This is a genomic window from Rubellimicrobium rubrum (assembly GCF_006152115.1).
GTDB lineage: Bacteria > Pseudomonadota > Alphaproteobacteria > Rhodobacterales > Rhodobacteraceae > Rubellimicrobium > Rubellimicrobium rubrum.
Window position 1 is genome coordinate 1 of sequence record NZ_VDFU01000005.1, and the last position, 22,940, is coordinate 22,940.

A 22,940-nucleotide genomic window follows, 5' to 3' on the forward strand; every position below is an offset into this window, starting at 1 on the left:
TGCGCAGACCAAGCTCACCTTGCCCGAAACCTGGCATAAACCCCAGACCAAACTCAGGGTCAGGGGCAGCCCGTCGTGCACTAAGATTGAACCCGGGTCAGACATGTCTGTCTGGCGCAGGGCCAGGATCCTCGCGTCGGAGAGGAGGTGGGTGCGCAGGCCGAAAACGAGTGTCGATTTACAGATGGGGTCCAGGGGACCCGGTCGCCTACGGCGCAGCCAGCGCCGTTGCCAGAGAAAACCGCCAGAGCGTTGCTCGAGATGCCGTTGTCCGCGTCGTGTTGCTCCCAAGGTTCGGCTCCGTGTGCACCGGTTGTGCATCGAATCGGTTTGGGCTCGACTCCAGACAGGCGAAAATTCACCAGATCAACAGCTTCTTCTCATTGTGGCTCCGGCGGTAGGGATCGAACCTACGACCAATTGATTAACAGTCAACTGCTCTACCGCTGAGCTACGCCGGAACACGGGGCGGCTATAGCAATGGTGTTTGGCGGCGTCCAGAGGGGAAACGTGCCTGTTGGTTCATACGCAGCGGAAGGGTGTATCTATGCCAGGCGGGCCTTCACGCGCGACCTGAGACGTCCGTTCCAGCAATAGCAGATGAGCCAGGACGGTCCTGGCGGCCGCTGATCCCAATTGGCTATGTAGATTCGGATAAAGGACCTTGGCCACTTCGACGGGTGTGGCAGGCCCCTGTTTCAGCAAGAGCAGTACTTGGGCCTCGCGGGTTCGGCGATGAGCCATCAACTCGGATAGACGCGCCTGCCCGTCTGCGACTGGCTCTCCATGCCCAGGCAGAAGCTGCCGTTGTCCAAGCGTCAGGAGTCGTTCGAGCGACCTGATGTAGTCCCCCATGTCGCCTTCGGGCGGGGACACGATGCTGGTCGCGAAGCCCATGGCATGGTCCCCGGTAAATAGCCCTGCACCATCGTCAAAGCACAGGTGATTCCCCATGTGACCCGGCGTGTGCCACACGATGAGGTCACGATCTTCCAGCCGGATGCGCTCTCCATCGGCAAGAAGCTGATCAGGTGCAAAATGCAGATCCGCGCCCCATTCAGGCCCGAGGCGTCCCGACCCTGGCCGGAGACCTGCCCAGGCGTCGCCAAACGCCATCACCGGCGCTCCGGTTCTGTGGGCAAGTGCGGGCGCCAGCCCCGAATGATCCCGGTGCGCGTGCGTGACAAGGATCGCGGCCGGCCTGCGCCCCCGCAGCTCCGCCAGCACCGCCTCAAGGTGGCCTTCGTGATCTGGGCCAGGGTCGATGACGCAGGGCGAGGTCTCACCCAAGATGTACGTGTTCGTCCCTTGGGCAGTGAAGGGTGAAGGGTTTGGAGCCCGGATTCGCACTACGCCCGGCGCCAGCTGCACTCCCCATCCGACTTGAGCGCTTGTCATGGCGGATAGGACCGACTGGATGGATGGCTTCTCAGAGATGCTTGCGTCACCACTTTCCCGGCTGTGCCGGCGCGGCTAGGCTTGAACCCATGTTTCGCGCCTGGCTTCATGATCGCATGCCTCGGTCGCTGGTAGCGCGCGCCGCGCTGATCCTGCTGCTGCCCGTCGTGGCCCTTCAACTTGCGGTCTCGGTCAGCTTTGTCCAGCGCTACTACGAGGACGTCACGCGGCAGATGACCCGCTCGCTCCTGCTGGAACTGCGCTTTCTGGCAGAGGCCACCAGCTCCGCGTCCGATCCCGGCTCGGCCCTGGCCTATGCCACCGCCGCTGCCGTTCCGCTGGACCTGCGGGTTGATCTCCGGCCCGAAGCATCCCCGGTGAGCTCGATTGGCCGGTGGGACCTGTCAGGTCGTGCCATGGTGGAGACCTTGAGAACCGACCTGCCAGAGTTGCAAGCCGTCGACCTGAGTGTGTCCCGCGAGGTCACCATCTGGCTTGCGACCCCGTTCGGCTCTCTCGAAGTGGGCTTCTCCCGTGAGCGCATCGCAGCCAGCAACCCGCACCAGCTACTGGTTCTGACGGTCGTGCTTGGGCTCGTGCTGACGACGGTGGCGTACCTGTTCCTGCGAAACCAGCTCCGCCCCATTCAACGGCTGGCCCAGGCGGCTACGGCCTATGGTCGGGGTCGAGTCGTCCCGTTCCGTCCCTCCGGAGCGAGCGAGGTTCGTGCTGCGGGTATGGCCTTTCTGGACATGCGGAACAGGATCGATCGGCAGACCCAAGCGAGAACCGCCATGCTGGCCGGCATAAGCCATGACCTGCGCACGCCACTAACGCGGCTACGGCTGGGATTGTCCTTTCTGGATGACGAGGATGCCAAGGAGCTTGTCCGCGACGTCGACGATATGAGCCGGATGGTGGACGCGTTCCTCGCTTTCGCACGAGGAGACGCTGGCGATGCTCAGGAGACAGTGCGCCTGACGGACCTTGTCCACACGGTAGTCGAGGACTTCCAGCGATCGGGCGCGGCCGTGTCACTGGATGACGTGGCCGGTGAGGATCCTGGGCCCGTTCCGCTTCGTTCGATGGCGGTCCGCCGTGCCTTGGAGAACCTCATCGGGAATGCCCTGATCTATGGATCGCAGGCGCGGGTCGGTCTTGCATTCGGGGATCGGATGGTCCGGCTGTCGGTCGAGGATGACGGACCCGGCATACCGCCCGAAAGGCGCGACGAGGCGATGCGACCGTTCACCCGCCTCGATGCAGCGCGCAACCAGAACAGCCCTGGGGTGGGCTTAGGCCTTGCCATAGTAGCCGATATCGCACGGACCCACGGCGGCAGTCTCCGGCTGGGCGAGAGCACGCGTCTTGGCGGTCTGCGGGCCGATCTCATCCTTGCCCGGTAAGAAGTCGGCAGCAGGCTGCACCGTGATTTTCAAGTCGGCGATGCACGTCGGCGAGGTCCTGCTCACACCGAATTAACCATGGCCGTGCTAGGCTCCGAAGCACGGATTCAGCTTGAAATGTTCACGGTTTGGTCCCATATCTGAAGACCGGAACAAGACCGGAACAAGACGGGAACAAAAGGCCTGATTGCCGCCAAGGGGCGGCCATGGGATATAGGGTTCAGGACATGGCAGTGGCAGACCTCCTCACAATGACCGACAAAAAGACGGCCGATAAGCAGAAGGCCTTGGAAAGCGCACTGCAGCAGATCGAGCGGCAGTTCGGCAAGGGCTCAATCATGAAGCTCGGCGGGCAGAACCAGATGCCCGAGATCGAGGCATGCTCGACCGGGTCGCTGGGCCTTGATATCGCCTTAGGCATCGGGGGCCTTCCCAAGGGCCGCATCATCGAGATCTACGGGCCCGAGTCGTCTGGTAAGACCACGCTGACCCTTCATGTCGTGGCCGAGATGCAGAAGCTGGGCGGCGTCTGCGCCTTCGTCGACGCAGAGCACGCGCTCGACCCGCAATACGCCAAGAAGTTGGGCGTCAACCTTGACGAGTTGCTGATTTCCCAGCCCGATACGGGTGAGCAGGGGCTCGAGATCGTGGACACCCTGGTTCGCTCCGGCGCTGTCAGCCTTGTGGTCGTCGACTCGGTGGCCGCATTGACGCCGAAGTCCGAACTGGAAGGTGACATGGGCGACTCATCAGTTGGCGTTCACGCCCGCCTGATGTCGCAGGCCATGCGCAAGCTCACTGGCTCGATCAGCCGCTCGAACTGCATGGTTATCTTCATCAACCAGATCCGGATGAAGATCGGCGTGATGTTCGGCTCGCCCGAGACGACCACAGGTGGCAACGCGCTGAAGTTCTACGCGAGCGTGCGCATGGACATCCGTCGCATCGGAGCGATCAAGGACCGGGACGAGGTCGTGGGCAACACGACACGGGTCAAGGTCGTCAAGAACAAGGTCGCTCCGCCGTTTAAGGAAGTCGAGTTCGACATCATGTACGGCGAAGGGATCTCGAAGACCGGCGAGATCCTCGATCTGGGCGTGAAGGCCGGAGTCGTGGAGAAATCAGGAAGCTGGTTCTCCTATGGCGATGAACGCATCGGGCAGGGCCGGGAGAACGCCAAGCAGTTCCTCAGGGACCATCCCGACGTCTCGAATTCCATCGAAGACAAGATCAGGGCCGCTCACGGCCTCGACTTCTCGGTCCCGAGCGATGGGCATGACGAGGACGGCGACATCGTCGAGATGTGATCGTCGGCTGAAAGGTTGGGGAACGGGCGGGGCCGCAAGGCTCCGCCCGTTTCGCTTTGCTGACTGGCATTCCGGAACTTTGGGCGAGACACTGGACCCGGACCCGCGCGAGGGCTATTCCACAGCGGCCGCTTCCGGGGACTCCGCCATGACCAGCCTCGCCGATATCCGTTCGACCTTCCTCGACTTCTTTGGCCGTCACGACCATGAGGTCGTGTCCTCCTCGCCGCTTGTGCCGCGGAACGATCCGACCCTGATGTTCACGAACTCGGGCATGGTCCAGTTCAAGAACGTCTTCACCGGACTTGAAAGCCGCTCATACAAGCGGGCTACCACGGCCCAGAAATGTGTCCGAGCGGGCGGCAAGCACAATGACCTCGACAACGTCGGCTATACGGCCCGTCACCACACCTTCTTCGAGATGCTGGGTAACTTCTCCTTTGGAGATTACTTCAAGGAGAACGCGATCCCCTACGCGTGGGAGCTTCTGACCAAGGACTTCGGCATCGACGGAAACCGCCTCCTCGTGACCGTCTATCACACCGACGATGAGGCTGCGGACATCTGGAAGAAGGTTGCGGGTCTGTCGGACGACCGTATCATTCGCATTCCCACCAGCGACAACTTCTGGATGATGGGTCCGACCGGTCCCTGTGGCCCCTGCACCGAGATCTTCTACGATCACGGCCCTTCTGTCTGGGGCGGGCCCCCGGGCTCGGCCGATCAGGACGGCGACCGGTTCATCGAGATCTGGAATCTCGTGTTCATGCAGTACGAGCAGTTCGAGGACGGCTCCCGCTCCGCTCTGCCGCGCCCGTCGATCGATACTGGGATGGGGCTCGAGCGGATTGGCGCACTGCTCCAAGGCAAGCACGACAATTACGACACGGACCTGATGCGCTCGTTGATCGAGGCCTCGGCCCACGCGACGCACTCGGACCCGGATGGCCCCGGCAAGACTCACCACCGCGTCATCGCGGACCACTTGCGCTCCACGTCCTTCCTGATCGCTGATGGCGTGATGCCATCCAACGAAGGCCGTGGCTATGTCCTTCGCCGGATCATGCGCCGTGCCATGCGTCATGCGGCAATGCTCGGCGCCAAGGATCCGGTGATGCATCGCCTCGTCCCCGCGCTCGTGCAGCAGATGGGTGCGGCCTATCCCGAACTGTCGCGCGGTCAGGCCCTCATCACCGACACGCTGAAGCGGGAGGAAAGCAAGTTCCGGGAAACACTGGACCGTGGTCTGCGCCTTTTGGACGACGAACTGGCCCGGTTGCCAGATGGGGCAGACCTTCCCGGCGATGCGGCATTCCGGCTGTATGGAACTTACGGATTCCCTCTTGATCTGACGCAGGACGCGTTGCGCGAGAAGGGCCGTAGCGTGGACGTGGCTGGTTTCGAAGCGGCTCTGGCCGAGGAGAAGGCTCGCGCCCGTGCCTCCTGGGCCGGGTCGGGCGACGCGACGGATGCTCGGATCTGGTTCGACCTGGCCGAACAGAACGGCACGACCGAATTCTTGGGCTATGACACCGAGGAGGTTGAGGGTCAGGTTCTTGCCGTTGTTCGGGACAGCTCGGCGGTCGAGGAGGCGAGTGCCGGGGATCGTGTGCAGATCGTCGTGAACCAGACGCCGTTCTATGCCGAGTCGGGTGGGCAGGTCGGCGACACCGGCGTGATCGCCACCGACACGGGCAAAGTACGGGTGACCGACACGCGCCGTTCTGCCGGGGTGGTGATCCACGACGGCGAGGTGGTCGAGGGTCGTGTCGCACGAAGCCAGCCAGCGAAACTGACGGTCGATCACGACCGGCGCTCGGCCATTCGTGCGAACCATTCGGCGACACATTTGCTGAACGAGGCGCTGCGCCGCGCCCTGGGAGACCATGTCGCCCAGCGGGGTAGCCTGAATGCCCCTGACCGTCTGCGCTTCGACTTCTCCCACGGCCAAGGCCTTTCGGCTCAGGAGATCGAGCGAGTCGAGCGTGAGGTCAACGACCACATCCGTCGCAACGGAGTCGTGGAGACCAGGCTCATGTCCCCCGACGATGCGCGGGGACTAGGGGCCCAGGCGCTGTTTGGGGAGAAGTATGGAGACGAGGTCCGGGTGGTCTCGATGGGAGAGCTGGAAGGCTCTGGCAAGGGCGCAAAGGGACAGACCTATTCGCTCGAATTGTGCGGTGGGACTCATGTCAGCCGATTGGGCGACATCGGCGCATTCGTCATGTTGTCGGACAGTGCTTCGGCCGCTGGCATCCGGCGTGTTGAGGCCCTGACGGGTCAGGCAGCGCTTGACCACCTCCGAGCCCGCGAACGATCCCTTCAGGAGATCGCAGGCCTGCTCAAGGCTCCGGTCGGGGAGGCCGCGGGACGGGTCAAGACGCTGTTGGACGAACGTCGCGCCCTGCAGAACGAAGTGGCGCAACTTCGGCGGGAGCGCGCGATGGGCGGACCAGCGGCGGGCGCCAACCCCGCACGCGAGGTGCGCGGCATCTCCTTCCGAGCGCAAGTGCTGTCCGGCGTGACCGGCCGGGAGCTTCCGGCCCTGATCGACGGCATGAAGGCAGAACTGGGCTCGGGTGCCGTGCTTCTGATCACCGAGGATCAGGGTAAAGCGGCCGTAGCGGCTGGTGTGACGGCGGACCTTGCCCAAAGACTTTCGGCTGTCGACCTCCTCCGCGCTGCTGTTACCGAACTGGGCGGGAAGGGCGGGGGCGGGCGGGCTGATCTGGCCCAGGGCGGCGCTTCTAGCGCAGCGAACGCCGACGCCGCGATCAAGGCCGCTGAAGCCGTGATCGAAGGAGTCTTCGCATGACCGCGCTATGGATTGCCCATGTCCAAGTGTCGGACGCGGAGGCATACGGTCGCTACGCGAAGCTGGCGACCGAGGCAATTGCCGCTCATGGCGGCGTATTCCTGGCACGGGGCGGTCGCTACAGACAGCTCGAGGGTGCCGACCGTCCGCGCAACGTGGTAGCCCGGTTCCCCAGTCTCGAGGCGGCCGTGGCCTGCTACGAGTCCGCCGGTTATCAGGCTGCGCTCGATCATGCGCGTGGAGCTGCTGTGCGGGATCTCGTAGTGGTCGAGGAGATGGACTGAGCAGGAACCGCGCCACGGGTATCAAGCTTCCGGGGAACCAAGACAGGAGTTCAGCGATTCCGTCCTTATGGGGCAGGATCGCACGGACCTTGAGTCACGACAGGGCAAAGCGCTGGAAATACATCAGCGCCTTTGCCAGGCCTATGGATGTCCCATTGCCTATTTCCATGACCTCGATCCGCTCAGCGAACTGATCTCATCCCTGCTGTCCCATCGCACTCGGAACCAGGACTCGGGCCGCGCCTTCAAAGCACTCCGCGAGCATTATCCGGATTGGGAAGCCCTGCGCGATGCACCGACAGCCGAAGTCCAGCATCACATAAGGGGGGTGACCTGGCCGGAACAGAAGGCCCCTCGCATCCAAGCCATCCTGCGCGCCATCACTGATCGGCACGGAGTCCTGGCCTTGGATTTTCTGGAGAGCCTCTCCGTGCAGGAGGCTCGCAGTTGGCTGGAAGCCATTCCAGGGATCGGCCCCAAGACGAGCGCGGCAGTCCTCTCTTTCAGCCAACTTCGCCGGGCAGCGCTTCCGGTAGACAGTCATCATCACCGGGTCGCTCAACGAACCGGTCTCATTCCAAGTTCAATGAACGTCGGCCCGTCCCACTCGGCGCTGGCGGCCTTGCTGCCCGCCGATTGGGATGCCCAGGCGGTCTACGATCACCACGAAGTTCTGATGCTCCACGGCCAACGCTGCTGCACATTCCGCGATCCAGCCTGCGGTCGTTGCGTCATCCTCGATCTTTGTCCAACCGGTCTGGCGCGGATCTCTGGTTCAAGGTCGCCGGACCCATCCGTGCTGGAACCAGTACCAGACAACCCGCTGCATCGAAGACCTTGAGGGGCGGCTTAGCCGCCCCTCTCACTCAATCCAGATGCAGATCAGCTAGCCTTGGCTTGACGTTTCCGCTCATGGGGATCGAGGAAGCGCTTCCGCAAACGAATGGCATTCGGCGTCACTTCGACCAACTCGTCGTCGTCGATGTAAGCGATCGCCTGCTCGAGCGACATGAGGATGGGGGGTGTCAGCCGCACCGCTTCGTCAGTACCCGACGCGCGGACGTTCGTCAGCTTCTTGCCCTTGAGCGGGTTCACCTCGAGGTCGTTGTCACGGGAATGCTCACCGATGATCATGCCTTCGTACACCGGGTCCTGTGGGTTCACGAACATGCGGCCCCGGTCTTCAAGGTTCCAAAGAGCATACGCGACCGCCGCGCCGTTCTCCATCGAGATCAGGACGCCTTGCCGGCGGCCCTGGATCTCACCCTTGTGAGGAGCCCAGCCGTGGAAGATTCGGTTCAGGACGCCCGACCCGCGCGTATCGGTCAGGAACTCGCCTTGATACCCGATCAAGCCACGCGACGGCACATGGGCGATGATGCGGGTCTTGCCAGCCCCAGCTGGCCGCATTTCGACCAGGTCGCCCTTCCGTGGGCCGGTCAGCTTTTCGACCACCGCGCCGGTGTATTCATCATCGACGTCGATGGTGACTTCTTCGATCGGCTCCATGCGGACGCCGTTCTCTTCCTTAAAGAGCACTCGGGGCCGCGAGATCGAGAGCTCGAAGCCCTCACGACGCATATTCTCGATCAGCACGCCCATCTGAAGCTCGCCGCGGCCAGCAACCTCAAAAGCGTCGCCGCCCGGTGTGTCGGTCACCTTGATGGCGACGTTCAGTTCCGCTTCCTTCAGGAGCCGCTCGCGGATCACGCGGGACTGCACCTTCTTGCCGTCCCGACCAGCCAGGGGCGAATCGTTGATCCCGAACGTGACCGAGATGGTCGGCGGGTCGATGGGCTGGGCTGGGAGAGGAATATCGAGAGACAGGTCGCAGATGGTATCAGCCACCGTCGCCTTGGACATGCCGGCCAAAGTAACGATGTCACCAGCTTCGGCCACGTCGATCGCCTGCGACGAAAGTCCACGAAACGCGAGGATCTTGGACACTCGGAACTGCTCCAGCTTTTCGCCCGAGCGGGACAAGGCCTTGACGGTTTCGCCTGCCCGAAGGGTCCCGGATTCCACGCGGCCGGTCAGGATCCGCCCGATAAAGGGGTCGGCCGAAAGCGTGGTGGCCAGCATCCGGAACGGCTGCTGCATCTGCGCGAGCTGCCGCGGCGGCTCCACATGCCGAACAACCAGATCGAACAGCGCATCCAAGTTCTGGCGTGATCCGTCCAGTTCCAGATCGGCCCAGCCCGCGCGGCCCGACGCGTAGATGTGCGGGAAATCAAGCTGCTCGTCTGTCGCCCCGAGCGCGGCGAAGAGGTCGAAGCACTGGTCGAGAGCGCGGTCGGGGTCAGCCTCGGGCTTGTCCACCTTGTTGAGCACCACGATGGGCTTGAGGCCCAGAGCCAGCGCCTTGGAGGTCACGAACTTCGTTTGCGGCATCGGGCCTTCGGCCGCGTCCACCAGAAGGCAGACGCCGTCAACCATGCTCAGGATCCGCTCCACCTCACCGCCGAAATCGGCGTGGCCGGGGGTGTCGACGATGTTGATGCGCGTTCCCTTCCACTCGACCGAGGTGCATTTGGCGAGGATGGTAATTCCCCGCTCACGCTCAATGTCGTTCGAGTCCATGGCCCGCTCGGCCACCGCTTGATTGTCGCGGAACGCGCCGGACTGCTTGAGGAGCTGGTCCACCAGGGTCGTCTTGCCGTGGTCGACGTGCGCGATGATCGCGATATTGCGGATGTCCATGAGACTCTCTTTCGGGGAACGTGGCGGCAGTACAATGCATATGCAGAAAAGGCTAGGGGCGGCCCGGGCAGGCCGCCCCCTTTCCCATGCGTCATATAGGCACGGATCAGTAGCTACGGAAGAGGTACAGCATCCTTCCTTCGTCACGATGACGGCCGCCCAAGCCGGCTCCGTACATGGCCGCCCCAAGCGCGATGGCAAAGCCGGCCGCAACCAGGAACCCGGTCAGGACGGCCGCGCGCCGGGCTGCGTCGGCGGCATCGCGAGCCGCCTGGGCCGCCTGATCCACCCGCTGCTGCGCTTCGTCCCGAAGTTGCGTCACCTGCTCCACGGCTTGGTCGATCCGGGCATTCGCCTCGTCGGGGGTCAGGGTGGAGTTGCGGGCGACCTCTTCGGCCAGGATCGCGCGATTGTCCTCCGTGAGCTCGCCCGTACGGGCGACCTCGAACAGCACGTCACGTGCAACAGGCGACACCGTGGCGTTCGGATCGACCTGCTCGCCGGTTCCGCGAAGGAGGCGGTTGTTGACGGCTTCGATGGGGTTGAAGCCCGACAGGTCGAGCCCACCGGTTCCGCCGTCGCCGGCCGCGGCGTCAGTGGCGGCTTGAGCCGCGCCACCCGCAGCCGAGCCAAGACCCTGCGCCACCGATCCGACGGCTTGGGCCGCACCCTGGGCCACGTTCGTCACTGCGTTCGCCGCAGAGCCAAGCACGTTGCCCGCGATCCAGGCCCCGATCAGGACCCCAAGACCCCAGACCACCATCCCATGGATGGAGTCGCGCGCGCTGACCTCGTCCGGGGTCGCGGCTTCGACGCGTCGGCGCATGCGACCCGCCACATAGCCGCCCGCACCGTATGAGGCTAGGATGGTGACAAGCGCCCATACTCCAGTGAGGATCAGGGACAGCGTGCCGTTTCCCTCTCCCTGCTGGGGCGACAGAGCGGAGAGGCCCAGTGCGGCTCCGAACCCCGCAAAGACCACCCCGATGGCCGTCGCAACGACAGCGCCCGCGATGATCGAATGCCAGTCCACGTAATGCCCGGGCGCAGCGGCAGCCCCAGAACCCGACGAGAACCCCGCAGCCGAAGTCGTGGTCGAGGTGGATGAGGAAGGCGTGATGATGGTGCGGTCAGCCATGTCAGCTCAGTCCCAGGAATGAGAGGATGGCAAGAACGACCACGATCAGGCCGATAAGGTAGATGATCCCGTGCATAGGCGGCGCTTTCCTTTCAGGGCACGCAAGCGACGACGCTCGCGCGCATGTGATGCGCCAACGGAAAGGCTGAGCCTTAGTTCCCCTGGGGTTCTCGATCTTGGCGTATCAGTAGGCCATGTACCGGTCGCGCCGATGATTGATCGCGATGACGAGGTTCAAGACGACTGCTCCCAATGCGCTCAGAGCCACGGTCCGGAGATCCAGAAGAAGCAGGGCCACCGCGAACAGAAGGGCATCGAATCCGAGTTGGGTCCAGCCCGCCCGGAAGCCTGTCCGGTCCTGGATCAGTATCGCCACGATGCCGACGCCGCCCAGCGACGCGCCGTGCCGGAACAGTGCCAGCAGGCCGGCCCCAGAGCAGAGCCCGAACAGCACGGCACCGAAGACCGAGTCGACGTGGCCGAAGTCCAACCAGCGCGGTACCAGCATCGACAGGACCGACAGGGCCGCGACCGCGAGGAAGGTCTTTGCCGTGAAGCCTGCGCCCATCCTCTTCCAGCCTAGACAGTAGAAGGGGAGGTTGATGACGAAGAACACGGCGCCGAACGGGAGACCGGTCAGGTAGGAGGCCAGTACCGCCAGACCCGCCGTCTGCCCTGTGATCAGGCCAAGATGAGTGAGGAGGCTGACGCCCACGGCCGCCATCACGGTGCCGAAGGCAATCCCCTGGGCATCCTCGACCAAGGTGTGGGCTGCACCTGCGGATGATGGGGACGCAGACACGACGGGTCCGCGCCCCCGGGGCGGCTCAGCCCGCCAGGGCCTTGTTGAGGTACTCATCCACCTTCTCGAGATAACCCATCGTGGTCAGCCACTTCTGGTCAGGACCCACGAGCAGCGCGAGGTCCTTGGTCATGAACCCATCCTCCACGGTCTGGACGGTGACCTTCTCCAGCGTATCGGCGAACCGCATAAGGTCGGCGTTGTTGTCGAGCTTCGCGCGATGCTTCAGGCCGCCGGTCCAGGCATAGATCGACGCGATGGAGTTGGTTGAGGTCTGCTCGCCCTTTTGGTGCTGCCGGAAGTGCCGGGTGACGGTCCCGTGCGCCGCCTCGGCCTCCACCGTCTTCCCGTCGGGCGTCATCAGCACCGACGTCATCAGGCCGAGGCTTCCAAAGCCCTGCGCCACCGTATCGGACTGCACGTCGCCGTCGTAGTTCTTGGTGGCCCAGACATAACCGCCCGACCATTTCAGCGCCGAGGCGACCATGTCGTCGATCAGGCGATGCTCGTAGGTGATGCCCTTGGCCTTGAACAACTCGGCGAACTCTTCGTCGTAGACCTGCTGGAACAGATCCTTGAAGCGGCCGTCATAGGCTTTGAGGATGGTGTTCTTGGTCGACAGATAGACCGGCCACCCAAGGTTGAGCCCGTAATTGAGCGAAGCCCGTGCGAAGTCGATGATCGACTCGTCGAGGTTGTACATCCCCATGGCCACGCCGGAGGAGGGGGCGTCGAACACGTCACGCTCGATGACTGTCCCGTCCTCGCCGACGAAGCGCATCGTCAGCTTTCCCTTGCCGGGGAACCGGAAGTCCGTGGCACGGTACTGGTCGCCATAGGCGTGGCGGCCCACCACGATCGGCTTGGTCCAGCCCGGGACAAGGCGCGGCACGTTCCGGCAGATGATCGGCTGACGGAAGATGACGCCGCCCAGGATGTTGCGGATCGTCCCATTGGGGGACTTCCACATCTGCTTGAGCCCGAACTCCTCCACGCGCTGCTCGTCGGGGGTGATGGTCGCGCATTTCACGCCCACGCCGTGCTGCTTGATGGCGTTGGCCGCATCGACCGTGATCTGGTCGTTGGTCCGGTCCCGCTCCTCGATGCCGAGGTCGTAGTACTTCAGGTCGAGATCCAGATAGGGCAGGATCAGCTTCTTCTTGATGAAGTCCCAGATGATCCGGGTCATCTCGTCGCCGTCGAGCTCGACGACGGGGTTCTCGACTTTGATCTTGGTCATGGGGCGTGCCTTCGGCCAGAGGTGGGCTCGGGCGCCGTGTAGCGCATCCGTGAGGACGGGGAAAGCTGGTATGCCGTGGTATGCGACCCGCTCCGAGTCCTTTGCAGCCGCCTGATCGATCGTGTGGGCGAGCGGCCCTTGTTCCTTAGCGATGATCGACATCGACCCATCGCCGGGTCTCCGTTGCAGCAGCCTACACCAGCACGTTCAGCGCGCAGCGAACCAAGCCGTGGTCTTCTCCTGGACCCATGCCCATAGCGTTGGCGCCCCTCGTGCCACCTTGACGCCTACCCGGCTTTCGAGCTGGTCGGCCGTGACGCCGTAAGTGACCCACGTCCCCCCGCCGCTTGCGAGGTTCTGCATCACCGGCTGCACCCGGTCGAGGCTCTTGGCGAAGACCGCGTCTGGCGACTCTGCAGCCTCGAACTCCTCCCACAACGCCCGGAACTCAGAGCCGAGATCGGGCGGCAGGAGCCCGAAGATCCGGTCCGCCGCAGCACGCTCCGCCGCGAGCACCTCGGCGGAGCCATGCGCAGCCCCATTGGCCGAATGGATGGGCACGTCGCCCACGTCGATCTCCACGAGGTCGTGAAGGATGAGCATCCGCATCACCCGGTCGATGTTCACGCCCGGGGCTGCCTGGTCCCGCAGGACCATCGCGTAGAGCGCGAGATGCCAGCTATGTTCACCCGAGTTCTCGACCCTGGAACCGTCGGCCAGCGTGGTTGCCCTGAGCACCGACTTCAGGCGATCCGCCTCGAGCAGAAACCCCATCTGCGCGGACAGGCGATCGTTCAATGGGCGCTATCTTCTGGCAGATCGGGAAGTTGCCGGCCCCCGGCACCGCGTCGCGCCCCTCCGGCAGGACCCTTGGACAACCGCTCGGCCAAGGTGCGGCGCGCCCTTTGCTCGGACAGGCGCACCCGCACGGCGGTCATGAACGCCTCCTGCGTGGTCGTCGACGAGGCGCCGATAATGTTCGCGATCTCGGCAATCAGTTCGTCGTCGCCCAACTCCTGCGCGGCCCTGATCACGTCGAGAGCCAGCGCATCCGCGATCTCTTCGGTCAGGGAGGGCATCAGCGGGTCGTCTCGGTCAGCCGCCGCTTCACATAAGTCTTCACCGAGTCGATCATCTTGTCCATGTAGGGATCTTCGAAGAAGTGGCCGGCGCCCTCCACGACCTCATGGGTGATGGTGATGCCCTTTTGCTCATGGAGCTTGTTGACCAGCCCGACCGTATCGGCGGGCGGTGCGACCCGATCCGCCGAGCCGTTGATGATCAGGCCGGAAGAGGGGCAGGGGGCAAGGAAGCTGAAGTCATACATGTTGGCGGGCGGCGACACGGAAATGAAGCCCGTGATCTCGGGCCGCCGCATCAGGAGTTGCATCCCGATCCACGCGCCGAAGCTGAAGCCCGCAACCCAGCAATGCTTGGCGTTGGTGTTCATGGCCTGAAGGTAATCGAGAGCGGCAGCCGCGTCCGAAAGCTCTCCGATCCCTTGGTCGTACTCGCCTTGGCTCCGCCCAACACCGCGGAAATTGAAGCGCAGCACCGTGAACCCGAGCTGATGGAACGCGTAATGCAGGTTGTACACGACGCGGTTGTTCATCGTCCCGCCGAACTGCGGATGCGGATGAAGCACGATGGCGATCGGGGCGTCACGGTCCTTCTGCGGATGGTAGCGGCCTTCGAGCCGACCTTCGGGGCCGGGGAAGATGACTTCAGGCATGCACGTCCCTTGCGGTGGCAGGCCAGGGGATTTCTTGACAGAAAGCCTCGGGCACCTTAGAACAGTTCTAATCCAGCGTCCCGAAAGGACCTGGCGATGGGCAGCAGTTAAAGATGCGGTCGGCGCGCGTCAACGGAATTGGCGTTTGGGGTTAGGGCATGAAGCTCTCGACAAAAGGTCGTTACGCGATGGTGGCGCTCGCGGATATCGCGATGCAGCCCGACGGCTCATTGGTCAATCTTGGAGAGATCGCGAAACGCCAGGATATTTCGCTGCCCTATCTGGAGCAGCTTTTCGTCAAGCTCCGCCGCGTCGGTCTGGTGGACTCGGTTCGCGGTCCCGGTGGGGGATATCGGCTGGGTCGCCCTGCGTCTGAGATCCGCATCGCGGACATCCTGGGTGCGGTCGATGAAACGGTGAGCGCACTGCACAAGGGCGCGGGCGCCAGGCAGGGAGTCTCTGGCACCATGGCGCAAGCACTGACCGACAGGCTATGGGAAGGGCTCTCGGCCCAAGTCTACGTGTTCCTGCATCAGACCCGCCTGTCCGACGTGGTGAAGAATCAGTTGGCGCCGTGCCCGGCCGTCCCGTCGCTTCTGGAGTTGGTGGACGAGTGAGGCCCCGCATTTACCTGGACCACAACGCTACCGCGCCGCTTCGCCCCGAAGCGCGCCAAGCGATGATCGATGCCATGGACCTCGTGGGCAACCCGTCGTCCGTCCATGCAGAGGGGCGGGCTGCTAAGGGCCTCATCGAGGCATCCCGTGAAAGGCTTCTCGAAGCCCTGGGGGCGACACAGGCGGATCTGATCTTCACCTCGGGTGCAACTGAGGCCGCGGCCTTGGCTTTGGAAGGCCGCAACCTGCGATCGGGCGGAGTAGAGCACGAGGCAGTGCTGGCTTGGACGGATGCGGATCTTTCGGTCGGGCGCGACGGCGCTGTGGCGGTTACGGACCCAGCATCGAGCACCCTGCAGCTTGCGAACTCCGAGAGTGGGATCGTGCAGGATCTGCCGCCAGGTCTGGCCGTAAGCGACATCACCCAGGCGGTCGGCCGGCTGCCTTACGCTCATGACTGGACTGGCACCGGGATGGTCTTCCTGTCGGCACACAAGTTCGGCGGCCCTAAAGGGGTGGGTGCGCTTGTTGTTCCAAGGGGCCATCACCTGCAGTCTCGCCTCAGGGGCGGCGGTCAGGAAATGGGCCGCCGGGCCGGAACCGAGAACCTGATGGCCGTCGCAGGCATGGCGGCTGCGGCCCAAGCGGCCTTACGCGACTTGGCAGACGGCGTGTGGGAACAGGTCACGCAGTTTAGAGATATTCTAGAAACTGCGCTTGAGGCCGACTCCCCTGATACCATATTGGTGGGGCGCCGGTCGCGGCGCCTGCCCAACACCAGCCTGATCGTGACGCCGGGCTGGAAGGGCGAGACGCAGGTGATGGCGATGGATCTTGCAGGGTTTGCCGTTTCGGCCGGGTCGGCTTGTTCGTCCGGCAAGGCTCGAGCCAGCAATGTCCTCCGGGCCATGGGATTTGACGAAGGCTCTGCGGGATGCGCGTTGCGCGTGTCCCTTGGGCCCGCCACGACAGAGGAGGAGGTGTTGCGGTTTGCCGACGCCTTCACCGCTGCCAGACGCAAGCAACGTAGCCGGGCCGCCTGAGTCCGGGACGAGAGAGGAACGATGATGGCCGCTCTTGATGATCGAACCGAAGCTCCGGTGATGGAGATTCGAGCCGACGCCCTCGAGGCGCGAGAAACCGCTCTGGAGGTGCGCGAGGGCGTGGACGAGGCGACCGTCGCGGCCGTTGCCTCGCTGGGCGCCTACAAATACGGATTCCAGACCGACATCGAAACCGAGTTCGCGCCCAAGGGCCTGAACGAGGACATCGTGCGTCTCATCTCCGACAAGAACGGCGAGCCCGAGTGGATGCTCGATTGGCGGCTGCAGGCTTACGAGCGCTGGCAGCAACTGGAGGAGCCGCGCCACTGGCCGCTCCTGACGCTCCCCGAAATCGACTTTCAGGACCAGTACTACTACGCGCGTCCCAAGAGCATGGCCGTCAAGCCCAAGTCGCTCGACGAGGTCGATCCCAAGCTGCTCGACACTTACAAGAAGCTCGGCATCCCTCTGAAGGAGCAGGAGATCCTTGCGGGCGTCGAACGCCCCGAAGGCGAGGAGCCGCGTAAGGTCGCCGTAGACGCCGTGTTCGACTCGGTTTCCGTCGGCACGACCTTCAAGGCCGAACTGGCGAAGGCCGGCGTGATCTTCTGCTCGATCTCCGAGGCGATCCGCGAACACCCCGCTCTGGTGAAGAAGTACCTGGGGAGCGTGGTCCCGCCGTCGGACAACTTCTACGCCACGCTCAACAGCGCCGTCTTCTCGGACGGGTCCTTCGTGTACATCCCGCCGGGCGTCCGCTGTCCGATGGAATTGTCCACATACTTCCGCATCAACGCGGAGAATACGGGGCAGTTCGAGCGCACGCTGATCATCGCCGACAAGGGCAGCTATGTGTCCTATCTCGAAGGTTGCACCGCGCCCAAGCGCGATGTGGCCCAGCTTCATGCTGCTGTGGTCGAAATCATCGTGGAAGAAGACGCCGAGGTGAAATACTCGACCGTCCAGAACTGGTATCCCGGCGACGAGAACGGCAAGGGCGGCGTGCTGAACTACGTGACCAAGCGCGCCGAGTGCCGCGGCGACCGCGCCAAGGTCATGTGGACGCAAGTTGAGACCGGCTCTGCCATTACCTGGAAGTATCCGTCCTGCATCCTGCGCGGCAACGATAGCCAGGGCGAGTTCTACTCCATCGCCATTGCCAACAACCACCAGCAGGCCGATACCGGCACCAAGATGGTCCACCTGGGCAAGCGCACCAAGTCGCGCATTGTGTCTAAGGGCATCTCGGCCGGACGGGCTCAGAACACTTATCGGGGCCTCGTCTCGATGCACCCCAAGGCGGCGGAATCGCGCAACTACACGCAGTGCGACTCGCTCCTGATCGGCGACAAGTGCGGGGCGCACACCGTCCCCTACATTGAGGTCAAGAACACCTCCTCGCGCGTGGAGCATGAGGCCACGACCTCCAAGGTGGACGACGACCAGCTCTTCTACTGCCGTTCGCGCGGCGTTGGCGAGGAAGAGGCCGTGGCGCTTGTGGTGAACGGCTTCTGCAAGGAGGTGCTGCAGGTTCTCCCCATGGAGTTCATGGTCGAGGCGCAGCAACTCGTGGCCATCTCCCTGGAAGGGAGCGTCGGCTGATGTCTAGGTCCACGATCCGCAGGGAGCCGGTCCTGCGTGCCATGGCATCCGAGGCGAGGCCCGGTGACCTTGGGCTTCGCGGGGCCGAGCCCCTGGTGAGGGTTATCACGGTCACCACGACCTCGAACCTCGAGGGCCGGGACGTGTCGGCCTATATAGGTATCGTCGCCGCCGAAGTCGTGCTGGGCGCCGAGGTGATACAGGAACCCTCGCGGGGGTTCCTGGCACGGTTCCGGCGCAGTCCTGCGTCGGTCGGGTCCAGCTTGACCGAGGCACGCGATGCCGTGCTTCGGGACCTGAAGAGCCGGGCCGCCGCAAAAGGAGCCGATGCGGTGATCGGCGTGAGCTTGGGCCACCAGGTGGTCAACTCGATGCTCCTGGTCACGGCGACCGGTACGGCGGTTCGCCTGAGCCAGTGAGCAGCAGTCCTTTCCCGCGACGGGAACGTCGGTGCGGGGAGGCATGACAAGAACAGCAGTGGGCCCTTGGTGGCAGGAGAATTCGATGCTGGACATCAAGAACTTGCATGTCGAACTCGAGGACGGCGCCAAGCCGATCCTCAAGGGTCTCGATCTTTCGGTGGGTGCGGGCCAGGTGCACGCGATTATGGGGCCGAACGGATCGGGCAAATCCACACTGTCCTATGTTCTGGCCGGCCGCGACGGGTACAAGGTGACCGAGGGCTCCGCCCATCTGGATGACATCGATCTTCTGGCACTTGAGCCCGAGGAGCGGGCAGCAGCCGGCGTGTTCCTGGCGTTCCAGTATCCTGTGGAAATTCCGGGCGTCGGCAATATGACGTTTCTCCGCACCGCCCTGAACGCCCAGCGCAAGGCGCGGGGCGAGGAGGAGGTGTCGGCCGCTGATTTCCTCAAGCTGGTCCGTCAAAAGGCGCAGTCGCTCAAGATCGATGCCGACATGCTGAAGCGCCCAATCAATGTGGGTTTCTCGGGCGGTGAGAAGAAGCGCAACGAGATCCTCCAGATGGCGGTGCTGGAGCCCCGCATGTGCATCTTGGACGAGACCGACTCGGGCCTTGATGTCGATGCGATGCGCTTGGTGTCCGAGGGCGTGAACGCCTTGCGCGATGCGGGGCGGGCCTTTCTGGTCATTACGCATTACCAGCGTCTTCTCGATCATATCACCCCGGATGTGGTGCACATCATGGCCAATGGCCGGATCATTCGGACCGGCGGCCCCGAGCTCGCGCGGGACGTCGAAGCGAACGGCTATGCCGATATCCTGGCGGAGGCGCAATGAACCGGCCAAACCTTCGTCTGCAGGCGACGACCACCCGTCTGGAGGGCATGACGCTCCCGAGCGGTGGTACCTGGGCTCGGGCGGCCCGGACTAGCGCGCGCGAGCGGGTCGAGGAGATGGGGCTGCCTGTCCGTCGGGACGAATACTGGCGGTTCACGGATCCGCAGAGCCTCGTCGTGCCCGAACCACTTCCGGCGGCTCCGATTGTTGATGACGACGGTGTCGCCTTTCCGGACGTGGACGCCCTACGTCTTGTGTTCGTGGATGGCCGGTTCGACTCGGAAGCGTCGGACAGCCTCGATCTGGCAGGCGTATCGATCGAACGGCTGGCCGACGCCGCATCCCGCGATATCCATTGGGCGCAGAGCCTCTTTGGTGTTCTCGAGGGCGAAGGGCAGAAACCCGTCGCGCGCCCCCTTGCGACGATGAACACTGCCTTTGCCGAAGAGGGGCTGGTCATCCATGTGACCGAAGCAGTCGCGCGACCCGTGCACCTCATCTATCGTCATGTCGATGACCGGGCCGACGCCATGCTGCACCACCTCGTGAAGGTGGAGGCCGGGGCGAGTCTCACGCTGCTCGAGACCGGACCAGCCGCGGCGCGCTTCAACAGCGTGATGGAGGTCGACGTCGCAGAAGGCGCCAGCCTGCATCATGTCCGCACCCAGGGTCGCGACCATCAGCGCCGGACGGTGACGCACATCTTTGCCCGGCTGGCGTCGAAGGCCGACTTCCGATCGTTCACCTTGACCTTTAACGGTGTGCTGACCAGGAACGAGATCGTCGTCACCTTGGGCGGCGAAGAAGCTGTGGCTCATGTGGCCGGCGCAGCGGTGGGCGATGGTGATTTCCACCACGACGACACCGTCTTCGTCACACACGCCGCCGAGGGCTGCGAAAGCCGGCAGGTGTTCAAGAAGGTCGTTCGCAATGGGGCGGTCGGTGTCTTCCAGGGCAAGATCCTGGTCAGGCCAGGTGCCCAGCGGACTGATGGCTACCAGCTCTCCCAAGCGTTGCTACTCGACGAGGAGAGCCAGTTCCTCGCAAAGCCCGAGCTGGAAATCTATGCCGACGATGTCAAGTGCTCGCATGGCTCGACGGCTGGCGCGATCGACGAGACCGCGTTGTTCTATCTTCGGTCGCGGGGCGTGCCCGAACGCGATGCCAAGGATCTGCTGACGCTCGCCTTCCTTCGGGAGTCGCTCGAAGAGATCGCTGACGATCGGCTTGCGTCGGATCTGTCCAAGCGCCTCGAAGGCTGGCTGGCTCGCCGGCGCTGATGGGACTGACGGCCGACATCCGGCGGAGCCTGGTTCAAGGCCCGCGACAGGTTGTCCGGGAGCATCTTGCTCGCGGGGTCAACGAGTCGAGGGCTCTGGCGTTTCTCATGATCGGGTGCGGGCTCATCTTCGTGGCCCAATGGCCGCGACTGATGCGGACCGCCCAAGCCGAACAGGACGAATTCAGTCGGTTGGTCGCCTACGCGCTTCTGGGCTGGATGATCATCTGGCCGCTCGTGTTCTATGGTGCGGCCGGGATCGTGCATGCGGTCTCGCGCCTAGCGGGTGGGCATGGCACGGCCTACGGTGCGCGCTTGGCCTTGTTCTGGTCGTGGCTGGCGACAGCCCCGTTGGGGTTGCTGACGGGACTGCTTGCGGGTCTGACGGGCAGTTCTGCCTTGGCCAACCTTGCGGGCGTAGTTTGGATCGGGGTCTTCGTCGCCTTCTGGTGGCTCGCACAAAAGGAGGCGGCCACGATGCCGCGAACGCATGGCCTATAGCGGCTCGGATCTCGTGACGATGATGCGGGACAGCGTCGCAGCCCCGCAGCATGCGGCCGAACAGCTGCTGAACCTCCGCCCCTCGCTGGGGACAGTTGTGCAAGGTGCCGTGCTTGTCTCGGTTCTCGATGCGCTGCTTGTTGGCATGTTGGCTGGCGGAACCTTCTCCATCCCGACGGCCGGGGGTGAGGTGGTCCTCAGCCCGCTCATGCATGCGGCAATGCTGGTCGCCTCACTGCTGCTGTCCGCAGGGGCCCTGCAGGTGGGCGGGCAGATCCTGGGCGGCGTTGGCCGTTTCAGTCAGTCGCTCCTCGTCGCGGTTTGGATCGAGGTGATCGCCATCGCGGTCCAGCTTGTGCAGATCGTGGCGGGGCTGCTGCTTCCTCCGCTCGCCCCGGTGCTGGCGCTGGCCAGCCTGGGCATCCTGTTATGGTGCCTGATCCACTTCACCCGGACCCTTCACGGGTTCCAGGGTCTTGGCCGAGCCGTGCTTGCCCTGCTCCTGGGGGCCGTGATCGTGGGCATAGCGCTATCGTCGCTCCTCGTGTTCCTGGGCTTTGGAGGCCCACCTGATGTATGATGTGCAACGCATCCGTTCGGACTTTCCGATCCTCTCACGCGAGATCCACGGAAAGCCGCTGGTCTACCTCGACAACGGAGCGTCGGCGCAAAAGCCAAAGGCCGTCATAGACGCTGTGACGCGCGGCTACGCCGAGGAGTACGCGAACGTTCATCGCGGCCTGCACACGCTCTCCTCTCTGGCGACGGAGCGGTACGAAGCTGTTCGCGGCAAGGTCGCGCGCTTCCTGAACGCCCCCACTGAGGACGAAATCGTCTTCACGTCGGGTACGACCGAAGGCATCAACCTCGTCGCTTATGGCTGGGCCATGCCGCGCATGGAAGCGGGCGACGAGATCGTCCTGTCTCTGCTCGAGCATCACGCCAACATCGTGCCGTGGCATTTCCTGAGGGAGCGACAGGGCGTTGTCCTGAAATGGGTAGAGTGCGACGCCAAGGGCGATCTCGACCCGCAGGCGATGATCGATGCAATCGGGCCGCGGACCAAGCTGGTCGCAGTGACGCAGATGTCGAACGTGACCGGCTCGGTGATTGACGTAAAGTCCATCGTGGCCGGCGCGCACGAGAAAGGCGTGCCTGTGCTCGTGGACGGCAGTCAGGGCGCGGTTCACATGCCGGTCGACCTGCAGTCGATCGGTTGTGACTTCTACGCCGTCACGGGTCACAAGCTTTATGGCCCGTCGGGATCTGGCGCCATCTTCATACGGCGCGACCGGATGAATGAGATGCGCCCTTTCCTCGGCGGCGGCGACATGATCCGGGAGGTCACCCGCGACCTGATCACCTATGCCGATCCGCCGATGAAGTTCGAAGCCGGGACGCCTGGCATCGTGCAGACCATCGGCTTCGGAGCCGCCCTGGACTACATGACCGACTTGGGCATGGCGAACATCGCAGCCCACGAGCGAACGCTGCGCGATTACGCACGCGAGCGGCTGGGTGGCTTGAACTGGCTTCAGCTTCAGGGCACGAGCGACGGAAAGGGGGCGATCTTCTCCTTCACGATGGACGGAGCGCACGCCCACGACATCTCGACCGTCCTGGATCGCCGGGGAATCGCCGTCCGGGCAGGCACGCATTGCGCGATGCCGCTCCTCCAGCACATGGGAGTCGGGGCGACCTGCCGTGCGTCGTTCGGGCTCTACAACACGGTCGAGGAGGTTGACGCCTTGGTGTCAGGCTTGGAACTTTGCCGCGATCTCTTTGCGTGAGGTTTACGGTTGCGGTAGTCGCTCGC

Annotated in this window: 22 protein-coding genes and 1 tRNA gene; 14 read left to right on the forward strand and 9 right to left on the reverse strand. The window is 63.8% G+C overall.

Annotated features, from left to right (window positions below; all coding sequences use genetic code 11):
* Window positions 1–386: 386 nt before the first annotated feature.
* Both FHG66_RS05800 and FHG66_RS05805 read right to left on the reverse strand, forming a co-directional pair.
* Window positions 387–461 (reverse strand) — tRNA-Asn (locus FHG66_RS05800).
* 61 nt (window positions 462–522) lie between these two features.
* A complete protein-coding gene (locus FHG66_RS05805; protein ID WP_139075814.1) occupies window positions 523–1,398 on the reverse strand; it encodes an MBL fold metallo-hydrolase in 876 nt (291 codons plus the stop codon).
* Between the two features lie 89 nt (window positions 1,399–1,487).
* Between FHG66_RS05805 and FHG66_RS05810 the strand changes: the two genes are divergently transcribed.
* From FHG66_RS05810 to FHG66_RS05830, 5 genes are all read left to right on the forward strand, one after another.
* The gene (locus FHG66_RS05810; RefSeq protein ID WP_139075815.1) at window positions 1,488–2,804 is read left to right on the forward strand and encodes an ATP-binding protein; all 1,317 of its coding nucleotides are present in this window, start codon (window positions 1,488–1,490) and stop codon (window positions 2,802–2,804) included.
* A 227-nt stretch (window positions 2,805–3,031) separates the two neighbouring features.
* Window positions 3,032–4,111, forward strand: coding sequence for a recombinase RecA (recA, locus tag FHG66_RS05815; RefSeq protein WP_139075991.1), 1,080 nt, complete (start codon window positions 3,032–3,034; stop codon window positions 4,109–4,111).
* A 148-nt stretch (window positions 4,112–4,259) separates the two neighbouring features.
* The gene (alaS, locus tag FHG66_RS05820) at window positions 4,260–6,926 is read left to right on the forward strand and encodes an alanine--tRNA ligase (RefSeq protein ID WP_139075816.1); all 2,667 of its coding nucleotides are present in this window, start codon (window positions 4,260–4,262) and stop codon (window positions 6,924–6,926) included.
* Window positions 6,923–7,210, forward strand: coding sequence for a DUF1330 domain-containing protein (locus FHG66_RS05825; RefSeq protein WP_139075817.1), 288 nt, complete (start codon window positions 6,923–6,925; stop codon window positions 7,208–7,210). The genes alaS and FHG66_RS05825 overlap by 4 nt, the downstream gene beginning before the upstream one ends.
* Before the next feature lie 67 nt (window positions 7,211–7,277).
* Window positions 7,278–8,051, forward strand: a complete 774-nt coding sequence (locus tag FHG66_RS05830) for an endonuclease III domain-containing protein (protein ID WP_139075818.1) — start codon at window positions 7,278–7,280, stop codon at window positions 8,049–8,051.
* Window positions 8,052–8,092: 41 nt separating this feature from the next.
* Here FHG66_RS05830 and typA read toward each other — a convergent pair whose 3' ends face one another.
* The 7 genes from typA to FHG66_RS05865 all read right to left on the reverse strand — a co-directional run bounded on the left by typA (window position 8,093) and on the right by FHG66_RS05865 (window position 14,822).
* Window positions 8,093–9,910 (reverse strand): translational GTPase TypA, encoded by a 1,818-nt coding sequence (gene typA / locus FHG66_RS05835; protein WP_139075819.1) that lies wholly within the window; start codon window positions 9,908–9,910, stop codon window positions 8,093–8,095.
* A gap of 106 nt (window positions 9,911–10,016) precedes the next feature.
* Complete coding sequence (locus FHG66_RS05840) at window positions 10,017–11,048, reverse strand: hypothetical protein (RefSeq protein ID WP_139075820.1); 1,032 nt, start codon at window positions 11,046–11,048, stop codon at window positions 10,017–10,019.
* Window positions 11,049–11,232: 184 nt separating this feature from the next.
* Window positions 11,233–11,850 (reverse strand): YitT family protein, encoded by a 618-nt coding sequence (locus tag FHG66_RS05845; RefSeq protein WP_246082477.1) that lies wholly within the window; start codon window positions 11,848–11,850, stop codon window positions 11,233–11,235.
* Window positions 11,851–11,875: 25 nt separating this feature from the next.
* Window positions 11,876–13,090: an NADP-dependent isocitrate dehydrogenase gene (locus FHG66_RS05850; protein WP_139075822.1), complete on the reverse strand. Its 1,215-nt coding sequence runs from the start codon at window positions 13,088–13,090 to the stop codon at window positions 11,876–11,878.
* 207 nt (window positions 13,091–13,297) lie between these two features.
* Window positions 13,298–13,888: an HD domain-containing protein gene (locus FHG66_RS05855; protein ID WP_139075823.1), complete on the reverse strand. Its 591-nt coding sequence runs from the start codon at window positions 13,886–13,888 to the stop codon at window positions 13,298–13,300.
* The gene (locus FHG66_RS05860) at window positions 13,885–14,169 is read right to left on the reverse strand and encodes a hypothetical protein (protein ID WP_246082478.1); all 285 of its coding nucleotides are present in this window, start codon (window positions 14,167–14,169) and stop codon (window positions 13,885–13,887) included. The genes FHG66_RS05855 and FHG66_RS05860 overlap by 4 nt, the downstream gene beginning before the upstream one ends.
* The gene (locus FHG66_RS05865) at window positions 14,169–14,822 is read right to left on the reverse strand and encodes an alpha/beta hydrolase (RefSeq protein WP_139075824.1); all 654 of its coding nucleotides are present in this window, start codon (window positions 14,820–14,822) and stop codon (window positions 14,169–14,171) included. The genes FHG66_RS05860 and FHG66_RS05865 overlap by 1 nt, the downstream gene beginning before the upstream one ends.
* Before the next feature lie 158 nt (window positions 14,823–14,980).
* On the opposite strand from FHG66_RS05865, the gene iscR reads away from it, so the two are divergent.
* The 9 genes from iscR to FHG66_RS05910 all read left to right on the forward strand — a co-directional run bounded on the left by iscR (window position 14,981) and on the right by FHG66_RS05910 (window position 22,914).
* Window positions 14,981–15,439: a Fe-S cluster assembly transcriptional regulator IscR gene (gene iscR / locus FHG66_RS05870; protein WP_139075825.1), complete on the forward strand. Its 459-nt coding sequence runs from the start codon at window positions 14,981–14,983 to the stop codon at window positions 15,437–15,439.
* Window positions 15,436–16,482 (forward strand): cysteine desulfurase family protein, encoded by a 1,047-nt coding sequence (locus FHG66_RS05875; RefSeq protein ID WP_176556148.1) that lies wholly within the window; start codon window positions 15,436–15,438, stop codon window positions 16,480–16,482. Before iscR ends, FHG66_RS05875 begins: the two co-directional genes overlap by 4 nt.
* Window positions 16,483–16,542: 60 nt before the next feature.
* Complete coding sequence (gene sufB / locus FHG66_RS05880; protein ID WP_139075992.1) at window positions 16,543–18,084, forward strand: Fe-S cluster assembly protein SufB; 1,542 nt, start codon at window positions 16,543–16,545, stop codon at window positions 18,082–18,084.
* Window positions 18,084–18,503 (forward strand): heavy metal-binding domain-containing protein, encoded by a 420-nt coding sequence (locus FHG66_RS05885; RefSeq protein ID WP_246082479.1) that lies wholly within the window; start codon window positions 18,084–18,086, stop codon window positions 18,501–18,503. The genes sufB and FHG66_RS05885 overlap by 1 nt, the downstream gene beginning before the upstream one ends.
* Window positions 18,504–18,588: 85 nt before the next feature.
* Complete coding sequence (sufC, locus tag FHG66_RS05890; protein ID WP_139075827.1) at window positions 18,589–19,344, forward strand: Fe-S cluster assembly ATPase SufC; 756 nt, start codon at window positions 18,589–18,591, stop codon at window positions 19,342–19,344.
* Window positions 19,341–20,624: a Fe-S cluster assembly protein SufD gene (sufD, locus tag FHG66_RS05895; RefSeq protein ID WP_139075828.1), complete on the forward strand. Its 1,284-nt coding sequence runs from the start codon at window positions 19,341–19,343 to the stop codon at window positions 20,622–20,624. The genes sufC and sufD overlap by 4 nt, the downstream gene beginning before the upstream one ends.
* Window positions 20,625–20,731: 107 nt before the next feature.
* Complete coding sequence (locus tag FHG66_RS05900; RefSeq protein ID WP_246082480.1) at window positions 20,732–21,124, forward strand: YIP1 family protein; 393 nt, start codon at window positions 20,732–20,734, stop codon at window positions 21,122–21,124.
* Window positions 21,114–21,704 (forward strand): YIP1 family protein, encoded by a 591-nt coding sequence (locus FHG66_RS05905; protein ID WP_139075830.1) that lies wholly within the window; start codon window positions 21,114–21,116, stop codon window positions 21,702–21,704. Before FHG66_RS05900 ends, FHG66_RS05905 begins: the two co-directional genes overlap by 11 nt.
* A complete protein-coding gene (locus FHG66_RS05910; protein WP_139075831.1) occupies window positions 21,697–22,914 on the forward strand; it encodes a cysteine desulfurase in 1,218 nt (405 codons plus the stop codon). The genes FHG66_RS05905 and FHG66_RS05910 overlap by 8 nt, the downstream gene beginning before the upstream one ends.
* Window positions 22,915–22,940 lie beyond the last annotated feature (26 nt).